Origin of the sequence: Lentilactobacillus kefiri (genome assembly GCF_007989105.1) — a bacterium.
Lineage (GTDB): Bacteria > Bacillota > Bacilli > Lactobacillales > Lactobacillaceae > Lentilactobacillus > Lentilactobacillus kefiri.
Window position 1 is genome coordinate 22,522 of the sequence record NZ_BJVK01000023.1, and the last position, 10,883, is coordinate 33,404.

Annotated in this window: 8 protein-coding genes; all 8 read left to right on the forward strand. The window is 42.8% G+C overall.

Translation table 11 applies throughout. The annotated features are described in order from the left end of the window. The first annotated feature begins 70 nt into the window (after positions 1 to 70). Entirely contained in the window at positions 71 to 1,213 is a 1,143-nt protein-coding gene (gene recA / locus LKE01_RS08260; RefSeq protein ID WP_056982491.1) for a recombinase RecA, read from the forward strand. Between the two features lie 280 nt (positions 1,214 to 1,493). Further along, positions 1,494 to 3,074, forward strand: coding sequence for a ribonuclease Y (gene rny, locus LKE01_RS08265; protein WP_056982493.1), 1,581 nt, complete (start codon positions 1,494 to 1,496; stop codon positions 3,072 to 3,074). Positions 3,075 to 3,156: 82 nt separating this feature from the next. Continuing rightward, positions 3,157 to 3,951: a TIGR00282 family metallophosphoesterase gene (locus LKE01_RS08270; protein ID WP_054769371.1), complete on the forward strand. Its 795-nt coding sequence runs from the start codon at positions 3,157 to 3,159 to the stop codon at positions 3,949 to 3,951. A 65-nt stretch (positions 3,952 to 4,016) separates the two neighbouring features. Beyond that, complete coding sequence (gene mutS, locus LKE01_RS08275; protein WP_056982495.1) at positions 4,017 to 6,605, forward strand: DNA mismatch repair protein MutS; 2,589 nt, start codon at positions 4,017 to 4,019, stop codon at positions 6,603 to 6,605. A 1-nt stretch (position 6,606) separates the two neighbouring features. Continuing rightward, the gene (gene mutL, locus LKE01_RS08280; protein WP_056982497.1) at positions 6,607 to 8,547 is read left to right on the forward strand and encodes a DNA mismatch repair endonuclease MutL; all 1,941 of its coding nucleotides are present in this window, start codon (positions 6,607 to 6,609) and stop codon (positions 8,545 to 8,547) included. A gap of 75 nt (positions 8,548 to 8,622) precedes the next feature. Continuing rightward, complete coding sequence (gene ruvA, locus LKE01_RS08285) at positions 8,623 to 9,222, forward strand: Holliday junction branch migration protein RuvA (RefSeq protein ID WP_056982499.1); 600 nt, start codon at positions 8,623 to 8,625, stop codon at positions 9,220 to 9,222. Positions 9,223 to 9,241: 19 nt separating this feature from the next. Beyond that, entirely contained in the window at positions 9,242 to 10,270 is a 1,029-nt protein-coding gene (ruvB, locus tag LKE01_RS08290) for a Holliday junction branch migration DNA helicase RuvB (RefSeq protein ID WP_056982502.1), read from the forward strand. Continuing rightward, positions 10,224 to 10,883: S-adenosylmethionine:tRNA ribosyltransferase-isomerase (locus LKE01_RS08295; protein ID WP_225426942.1), on the forward strand; the 660-nt coding region annotated here is incomplete at its 3' end. The genes ruvB and LKE01_RS08295, both read left to right, overlap by 47 nt.

The following is a 10,883-nucleotide window of genomic DNA, read 5'->3' on the forward strand; positions in this document are numbered from 1 at the left end:
TGCTTTTTTCGAAAATCATTAGTATAGTTAATTAGTAAACTTTTCCGTTTAGGATAGTGGGAGGAATTTAATGGCTGACCAAAGAAAAGTAGCTTTAGATAAAGCCTTAAAAAACATTGAAAAAGAATTTGGTAAAGGATCAATCATGAGGATGGGTGATAAAGCCGATACTCAGATTTCAACCATTCCATCAGGCTCACTTGCCTTGGATGATGCTTTAGGTGTCGGTGGTTATCCACGAGGAAGAATCGTGGAAATCTATGGGCCTGAAAGTTCAGGTAAGACGACGGTTGCCTTACATGCCGTAGCCGAAGTGCAAAAACGTGGTGGAACAGCCGCTTATATTGATGCTGAAAACGCGCTTGATCCAGTGTACGCAACTCATCTTGGTGTTAATATTGATGATCTGTTGCTTTCACAACCTGATACTGGTGAACAGGGATTACAAATCACCGATGCATTGGTAACCAGTGGTGCAATTGATATCGTTGTCATTGATTCAGTTGCTGCCTTGGTTCCCCGTGCAGAAATTGAAGGTGAAATGGGAGATGCCCATGTTGGTCTGCAAGCACGACTGATGTCACAGGCACTTCGAAAGCTTTCCGGAACAATCAGCAAAACAAAGACAATTGCGATCTTTATTAACCAGATTCGTGAAAAAGTTGGTGTCATGTTTGGTAACCCTGAGACAACTCCAGGTGGCCGAGCATTGAAGTTCTATGCAACAATTCGTCTGGAAATCCGTCGTGCCGAACAAATTAAAGACGGCACAAACATCATTGGTAACCGGGTTCGAATTAAAGTTGTTAAGAACAAGGTTGCGCCGCCATTCAAACGGGCCGAAGTTGATATCATGTACGGAAAGGGAATTTCCCAATCCGGAGAATTGGTTGATATGGCCGTTGATAAGGACATTATTGATAAATCCGGTTCATGGTACTCATATGGTGAGGAACGAATTGGCCAAGGACGTGAGAACGCCAAGACTTATCTGGAAGAGCATAAGGATATGTATGATGAGATCATGAAAAAGGTCAGAACAGCATATGATATTCCTGATGATGCTGATTCAGGTAAGACTGACAGCTCGAAAAAGTCTAGTGCCAAGAAGACCGATAAAAAGACTGATAAGAAGGATTCCAAGAAGGAAACTTCAACGGCTTCTTCAAAAGAAACCAAAGTTGACAGTATCGATTTGGATATTGGTAAATAAATTGGTTATACCAAAATTAATCCTTTTAGAATGGACACCCCGTAACGAGGTGTCCATTTTTTGTTGTGAAAGCATGGTAGGCTAGGCGTTTGTGAAACATTTTGAAACAACTTAATCATCATTTAAGATTGTTGCTATATACAACTATTCGGCTTGACCGTGTAAAGATGATTGACACTAATGAAAACAAACATTAAAATAAGAATTGTGTCAATAATCAAATAACATCTATTAATTGGTTAAAAATAATCATTTTTTGATGATTTGGAGGTGAAAAGCCATGACCATGGCTGGGATAATCCTCGCAATCATCGCTATAATTGTTGTTGGTTTTGTTGGTATTTTAAGCTTTGTAATCGGCAAGTCTGCACAAAAGAAGATCCACGAGAAAAATCTTGACTCCGCTAATGGGTCTGCCAAGAACATTTTGACAGAAGCCAAGAAAAAGGCTGAAACAGTGGTAAAAGAAGCCACTTTATCTGCCCAGGAGAAGAATCACCGTTACCGTTCTTCAGTTGAAAAAGAATTGAAGACTCGGCGTGCGGAAATTCAAAAACAAGAGGATCGCTTACTGCAGCGAGAAGAAGCTTTGGATCGGAAAGACAGCGCTTTTGAACGTCGAGAGAGCTCGTTGAACCGAAAAGAGCAGAAGATTAATCGTGAACAACAGAATTTAGTTACACAACAAGATGAAGCAAACTCACTTATTGCAAAACGCCAAGCCGAAGTTGAAAAAGTTGCTGCTTTAACTCAACCGGAAGCTCGGGACATGATTTTGAAAGAAACTAGCGATACATTGGCTGAAGAAAAGGCTCGAATGGTAAAGGAAAGTTATTACCAGGCCCAAAAAGAAGCTGATGAGAATGCTAAGAATCTCATAATTGAAGCAATTCAGCAAAGTTCAGCGGACGTTGTCTCAGAGACAACCGTATCCGTTGTCAGTCTTCCAAACGAAGATATGAAAGGTCGAATTATTGGTCGTGAAGGCCGTAATATTCGGACTTTTGAAACATTAACTGGAATTGACTTAATTATTGATGACACGCCACAAGCAGTTGTACTGAGCGGCTTTGATCCAATTCGAAGAGAAGTTGCGAAAATGACACTTGAAAAGTTAATTAAGGATGGTCGAATCCATCCAGCACGGATTGAAGAAATGGTTGAAAAGAGCCGTAAAGAGCTTGACGAACGGATCCAAGAAATTGGTGAAGAAACGTTATTTGACCTTGGAATTCATTCTATGAGTCCAGATATGATCAAACTTGTTGGACAACTTAACTTTAAGATTGATCATGGGCAGAATTTGCTTAGTCATTCAATTGAGGTCGCCAAGTTGGCGGGTGCTTTTGCAGCAGAATTAGGTGAGGATGTTACTTTAGCTAAACGCGCAGGATTATTACACGATATCGGAAAAGCTGCGAATAATGGTGTTGAGGGATCACATGTACAAGTTGGTGTTGATTATGCCAAGAAGTATCATGAAAGTCCGGTCGTTATTGACGCTATCAAAGGTTATGAAGAAGGCCATAATCCAGAAACAATTATTTCTGAATTGGTTGCTGTTGCTGAAAAGATTGCGATTTCGCGTCCAGGAGCACACAGTGAATCACTTGAAAGCTTTGTTCACCGACTTGATAGTCTCGAAAAGATCACCGACAGCTTTGACGAAGTTCAAAAGAGTTACGCAATTCAAGCGGGTCGAGAGATTCGTGTGATTGCAAAGCCCGAAGATATAACGGATACACAAGCAATTGTGCTTTCCCGTCAGATTAAACAAAAGATTGAAAATGAAATGAAGTATCCTGGTCACATCAAAGTAACAGTTATCAGGGAAGTTCGTTCAGTCGAATACGCAAGATAAAAGATCAGAGTCTCTGGTCTTTTTTCTTTTATAAATGTTAGAATTATTTTATACAAATTAGAAAGTATCGAGGAAAAAATAAATGCGAATTCTTTTTATCGGAGATGTAGTCGGCGACAAAGGTGTTTCAATGATTGGTGATTACCTGCCTAAACTTAAACAACAGGTTAAGCCGCAAGTCACCATTGTGAATGGTGAAAATGCAACGTCAATGGGCCGGGGAATTACTCAATCGATTTATAAGCAGCTCATGAGCGATGGTGTTGATGTGGTAACACTTGGGAATCATGCTTGGAGCAATAATGAAATCCTTGACTTCATAGATGATGCCAAACGGTTGATCCGTCCGTACAATTTTCCAAGACGAACAACTCCCGGTAAGGGGTACACGATGGTTAATGTCAACGGCAAACAGCTTGCGGTTCTGAACTTTCAAGGACGGGTCTTCATGGATAACCTTGATGATCCGTTTGCCTTGGCTGACGAACTGGTTGATGAAATTCGGAAAACGACTAATTGCATTTTTATGGACTTTCACGCGGAAGCAACCAGTGAAAAATTAGCGATGGCCAGGTACTTGGATGGCCGAATTTCCGCAGTCGTTGGGACGCATACCCATGTTCAAACAAACGATGCCCGGATTTTAGCAGGTAAGACCGCCTTTTTGACTGATGTTGGCATGACCGGACCTGCTGATGGGATGTTGGGGATGCAGCCTGACAGCGTTATTCACCGGTTCCTTAACCAACGGCCTGCCCGTTTCAAAGTAATGGAGACCGGTCGAAGTATTATTTCCGGCTGCTTCATTGATATCGACGATAAAACCGGTCACGCAACCCATATTGAAACGGTGTCAATGACCGATGATCAATTTTAAGTAACATCGTAACAATGCATGATATGCTGAATGATAATTCAGTACGAATTTAAGGGGACTTTCAGTTGGCAAAAAAAGCATTAACTCCAATGATGGTACAGTATCAAAAAATTAAGGATCAGTATCCTGACGCGTTTTTGTTTTACCGCCTGGGCGATTTTTATGAAATGTTCAATGATGATGCGATTAAAGGCTCGCAATTATTGGAATTGACTTTGACAAACCGCAGTCGAAACGCGGATAACCCTGTTCCGATGTGTGGGGTACCGCACAAAGCGGTTCAAAATTATATCGATATTTTAGTTGATCAGGGATATAAGGTCGCAATTTGTGAACAGATGGAAGATCCACGATTAGCAAAGGGAATGGTTAAACGGGAAGTCATCCAACTAGTGACTCCCGGGACGCAGGTTGATGTTGGTAGTGAAAATGCCAAGTCCAATAATTACCTGACCGCTGTCGTTTTTGATCCTGATAATAATGAATACGCGTTTTCATATGCCGATTTATCGACAGGTGAACTTAAGGTTGCCGATTTGACGACACAGGCTGAATTTGTAAACGAGCTGGTTTCTCTGCAAACTAAAGAAATTGTCGTCGACAAAGATTTGCCTCAGACAATTCAGGAAACCATCAAAAAGTTGGGGATTCTAATTTCTCATCAACCTGATTTGCCGGTTAATTCTTCAGTCAGTTATTTGAGCCAAGACGTTGATGATGCACTTATGAAACGTGTCTTGAAACTACTGCTTGATTATATTCAAGCAACTCAGAAACGAAGCCTGCAGCATTTAAAAAAGGCCGTTGTTTACGAGCCGTCAGACTTCTTGGAACTGGATCATAATTCTCAGTACAATTTGGAATTACTCCGGAACATTCGAACCGGCAAGAAAGCTGGAACTTTGTTGTGGCTGCTTGATCAAACCAAAACCGCAATGGGCGGCCGAAAATTAAAACAGTGGATTGAACGGCCACTGGTCAACCGCAATATGATTAACAAACGTCACGATGCCGTTGGTGTTTTATTGGATCACTATTTTGAGCGAAATCAGCTCCAGGATGAATTAATTAAAGTTTATGACCTTGAACGCCTTGCCGGACGAATTGCGTTTGGCAGCGTCAATGGTCGTGATTTAATTCAGTTGAAAACGTCTTTGAAACAGGTTCCAAAAATCAAGTATATTTTGGAACAGATTGCCGATAAAAGTTTTGAAGAAATGTTGAAGAATCTGGTACCCTTGGACGATATTGTCGATGAGATTGATTCGGCGATTGTTGAGGAACCGCCAATTTCCGTCACCGACGGTGGTGTTATTAAAGACGGTTATGATCAGCAACTTGATCAATACCGGGACGCAACCAACAATGGCCAGAAATGGCTTGCCGAATTGGAAGCCAAAGAACGAAAAGTGACCGGCATTAACAACCTTAAAGTTGGTTTTAACCATGTCTTTGGCTACTATATTGAAGTCACCAAAGTTAATTTGGATAAAATTCCAGCCAATCGTTATCAGCGAAAGCAAACTCTGGCCAATGCCGAACGGTTCTCAACCCCTGAATTAAAGGAAAAAGAAGCTTTAATCCTCGAGGCTCAGGAACAGAGTAAAACGTTGGAGTATAAGCTGTTTGTTAAGATCCGTGACGATATTAAAAAATCCATCAAACGGATTCAGGACTTGGCTGATTCAGTTGCCTCAATTGATGTTCTTCAAAGTTTTGCGGCAGTCAGCGAAGAATATCGATTTGTCCGGCCAACGTTGACAACCAAGCACGTGGTGGATGTCAAAGATGGCCGTCACCCAGTGGTTGAGAAAGTGCTTGGCCACCAGCAATATGTCCCCAATGACGTTAATTTGGGTGAAGATACCAGCATCCTGCTGATAACTGGACCCAACATGTCAGGAAAGAGCACATATATGCGTCAGATGGCACTCTGTGTCATCATGAACCAGATGGGATGCTTTGTTCCAGCCAAGAAAGCCAAGCTGCCCGTATTTGATAAAATATTTACCCGAATCGGTGCAGCTGATGACCTGATTTCCGGCCAAAGTACGTTTATGGTCGAAATGAAAGAGGCCAATGATGCAATTGAAAACGCAACTCCCAATAGTTTGATTTTGTTTGATGAAATTGGCCGTGGAACCGCCACTTACGACGGAATGGCTCTGGCTCAAGCAATTATTGAGTATGTCCATAACAATATTGGTGCCAAGACGCTGTTTTCGACCCACTATCATGAATTGACCGTTTTGGATGAATCCCTTAAACGCCTTCAAAATGTCCACGTTGGGGCAACTGAATCCAATGGTGAACTGGTATTTCTGCATAAAATTCAACCAGGTCCAGCCGATAAGTCATATGGAATTCATGTGGCAAAATTAGCCGGGTTGCCAGAAGGCCTGTTACACCGTGCCAACGACATTTTGACTCACCTGGAGCAACAGGCTGAAGAGCAGCATGAAAAGCCTGCAAGGTCCAAAGAAGCTCCTCAGCAGACCGCTGAGCAGCAAACGTCACTGTTCCCACTTGAGCAAATTGATGATAAACAAGCGGAAGTTGTGTCACAATTAAAGAAATTAGATTTGATGTCCAAGACACCAATGCAAATTATGAATCAAGTATACAAATGGCAACAAAAGATAAACGGAGATTAAGGTGATCAATTTGAATGAAATTCATAAACTGCCAACCATTCTTTCAAATCAAATTGCTGCCGGCGAGGTTGTTGAACGGCCGGCATCAGTTGTCAAAGAATTGGTTGAAAATTCAATAGATGCAAACAGTTCCGAAATTGATGTCACTGTTGAAAATTCGGGATTGAAGCTGATCAAGGTGGTTGATGATGGAAACGGAATTGACGCCTCCCAAGTTCAAACGGCTTTCTTACGACATGCTACAAGCAAAATTTCTGAACAGCGGGACCTTTTTCGAGTACGGACACTGGGCTTTCGTGGTGAAGCACTTCCCAGTATCAGTTCAGTTGCCAACGTTCGAATGAAAACATCGACCGGATCTGTCGGCACCGAGGTTAACTATAAGGGTGGCAGGTTGATTGACCAAAAAGCTTCGGAGTCACGAAAAGGGACAACTGTCGAGGTTGCATCACTTTTCTACAACACCCCGGCACGGCTAAAATATCTCAGTTCGCCCAACACCGAACTTGCCAAAATTTCAGATATTGTTAACCGCCTTGCACTGAGTCATCCTGAAATTGCCTTTTCACTTATCAGTAACGGCCGTGAGCTGTTGCGAACATCAGGACGGGATGATCTGCTTCAAGTCCTGGGCGCTATTTATGGTGTGAAGACCGTTTCTAAAATGGCGCCAATCAAAGGCAAAGACTTGGACATTAAGGTCAGCGGCTATGTGAGTCTGCCAGAATTGACCCGGTCAAGTCGAAATTACATTTCACTGATCTTGAACGGTCGGTTTATTCGTAATTTCCCACTTACCAAGGCCGTCATTGCCGGATATGGTTCAAAATTAATGATTGGCCGTTTTCCAATTGCAGTCATTAAAATTGATGCCGATCCTGCATTAATCGACGTGAATGTTCATCCAACCAAGCAGGAAGTTCGGATTAGTGACGAACCAATGATTGGCAAGCTGATTTCTGATGCGATTTACGATATGCTGCGCGATAAACAGCTGATTCCGGATGCCACCAGAGATTTTAAGAAGCCGTTTAACGCGACTCCGAGTCAATTTAACGTTTCTACCGAAGACCAGGAGAAGACCAATCCGCCGTTGTTTGCCGTTGACCCACAGCCAGCGCCTGAATTTAATGATGCCGCCGTCACCCCGGTGGTTGTGAAGTCAAGGGATGACCTTGACAGTCCCCAAGTAAATAAATTTGATGAACTATTACAAAATGAGCCGAGTTCCGTTCCGGTATTTCAAAGCGATGCAACGGCTGTTGTGGATGACACCGACAGCAACTCAGCTCGTCAAAAGCCGGAACAGTCGGAGTTGGTGGTTGAAACCGGCTTTCCACACCTGAACTACATTGGTCAGGTTCACGGAACGTATCTCGTCGCAGAGACTGCCGACAATATGTATCTTGTGGATCAACACGCTGCTCAGGAACGGATTAACTATGAGTTTTATCGCAAGCAAATTGGCGAAGTTTCCGATGATCAGCAAAAGTTATTGGTCCCCATCGTTTTGGATTATTCAACGTCGGACTTTTTGTTGATCAGCGATCATATGGATTTGCTGAATAAACTCGGCATCCATTTAGAGCAGTTTGGCCAGAACAGCTTTATTGTTCGGGAACATCCAATGTGGTTCAAAGCAGGGCAGGAAGAAGACACAATCAAAGAAATGATTGATTGGATTTTGTCTGACCATAAGATTTCAGTTGCCGCCTTTCGTGAAAAAACAGCCATTATGATGAGTTGTAAACGCGCAATCAAAGCCAACCACCATCTTGATGAACTGCAGGCCAAAGCCCTGCTCAAACGATTGCCGGAATGTGAGAACCCATACAACTGTCCTCATGGCCGGCCAACGTTGGTTAAGTTTACCAACGAAGATATTGAAAAGATGTTTAAGCGAATTCAGGATCCTCATCATACCGACGAAGAAATCATTTAGATTTCGTCCCGGTTTCTGACGGGATATGTTACAATTTATTAGGCAAACATACGTTTTAGTGAAGAGGAGAAACCGATGTTCGAATTCTTAGAAGGAACGGTTGTCGATATTACCCCGACCCACATTGTGTTATTGGTGGGTGGTGTTGGGTACTTGATCAACACAGCCGATCCGTATCGATTCAATATTGATGATCAAAAAAAGATTAGAGTTTACATTTATCAGTCAGTGAGTGATACAGCAATTTTGCTGTTTGGATTTGCGACCCCTGAGGATAAGCAAATCTTTGAAAAGTTGATTTCAGTTTCCGGAATCGGTCCCAAGAGTGCGTTGGCCATTTTGGCCGGCAATGACCGTGACGGTTTGATTTCAGCGATTAACAACGAAGATGTTAAGTTTCTGACCAAATTTCCCGGAGTCGGTAAAAAAACCGCTCGCCAGATTATTTTGGATATGCAGGGAAAGCTGGATGACATTTCAGTGACTGCGACTGGCGAAGCTCAATCCGGTCCCCAAAGTGAAAAATCGCCAGAACTTTCAGATGCCTTGTCGGCATTGGAAGCCCTGGGGTATCCTTCCAAACAAATTGACGGGATTCAGTCCGAATTGGCTGCAAAGCCCGGACTGTCGACTGACCAATATTTGAGCTTGGGACTTAAGTTGTTGATGCACTAAGAAATGAGGAGATGATAGATTGGCCAACGAAAAAGATGATCGACTAATTTCTCCGGAAAGTACGGATGCCGATGAAACCAGCATTGAAAAATCGCTTCGTCCCCAACTTCTTAGTGAGTATATTGGACAAGACGACGTTAAAAACGAATTAAAGGTCTATATTAAGGCCGCCAAGCAACGTGAGGAATCATTGGACCATGTTCTGCTATATGGGCCTCCTGGCCTCGGTAAGACCACATTAGCGATGGTGATTGCCAACGAAATGGGTGTTAACATCCGAACGACAAGTGGACCGGCCATCGATAAGCCGGGTGACCTGTTGTCATTGTTAAATGAGCTTCAACCAGGCGATGTTCTGTTCATTGATGAAATTCATCGATTACCAAAAGTGGTTGAAGAAATGCTTTATTCGGCAATGGAAGATTTTTATGTCGACATTATTGTCGGCCAAGGTTCCGGCGCCCACCCAATTCATTTTCCGCTGCCACCGTTTACGCTGATTGGTGCAACGACTCAGGCAGGGATGCTGTCCGCACCTTTGCGGGATCGTTTTGGGATTGTTGAACACATGAACTATTACAAGTCTTCGGACTTGGAAGACATTGTTCGCCGAACCGCCGACATTTTTCAAATTGATATTCAAGAATCCGGCGCTCATGAAATCGCCTTACGATCGCGAGGAACACCTCGGATTGCCAATCGCTTGTTAAAGCGGGTGCGCGACTTTGCCCAAGTTTCCGACAAAGATAGTGTTGATCTGGAAATTGTTCGGTATGCCTTGGCTAAACTGAAAGTCGATGACCTGGGATTAGACGATACCGACATTAAATTATTAAAGACAATGATTAAATATTATGATGGTGGCCCGGTCGGCCTTAATACATTGGCAGCCAATATTGGTGAAGAAACCGATACGATTGCTGAAATGTACGAACCATATCTGCTGCAAATCGGCCTGATTAAGCGAACTGCCCGTGGCCGAGTTGTTACCCCAAGGGGCTATGACCATCTCAATTACCCGATGCCGCACAAGGACGAAAGGAATTAATATTTTGAAAACAAATTATACCCTTGAAGATTTTGACTATAATCTTCCTCATGAATTAATTGCCCAAACACCGATTAAAGATCGTGACGAATCCCGATTGCTGGTTTTGAATAAGGACACCGGCGAGATGCAAGACCGCCATTTTTATAACATTATTGACTATTTGAACCCAGGCGATGCTTTAGTGATGAACGATTCCAAAGTGATGCCTGCCCGCATTTATGGTGTCAAAGAAGACACCGGTGGTCACGTAGAGGTCCTATTGCTTCATAACATTGAAGGCGATCGCTGGGAAACTTTGATGAAGCCAGCGAAAAAAGCCAAGGTCGGAACGGTTATCAACTTTGGTGACGGACAGTTAAAAGCCGTCGTTACCAAGGAATTAGACCATGGTGGCCGTGAAATTGAATTTAAATACGAAGGTATTTTTATTGAAATTCTTGAGCGGCTTGGTGAAACGCCATTACCTCCGTATATCAAAGAAAAGTTGGATGATCCCAATCGTTATCAAACGGTTTATGCCAAAGAAATGGGATCAGCTGCCGCACCAACGGCCGGCCTTCACTGGACCAAGGAATTATTGAAAAAAGTTGAAGATAAGGGTGTTCATTTA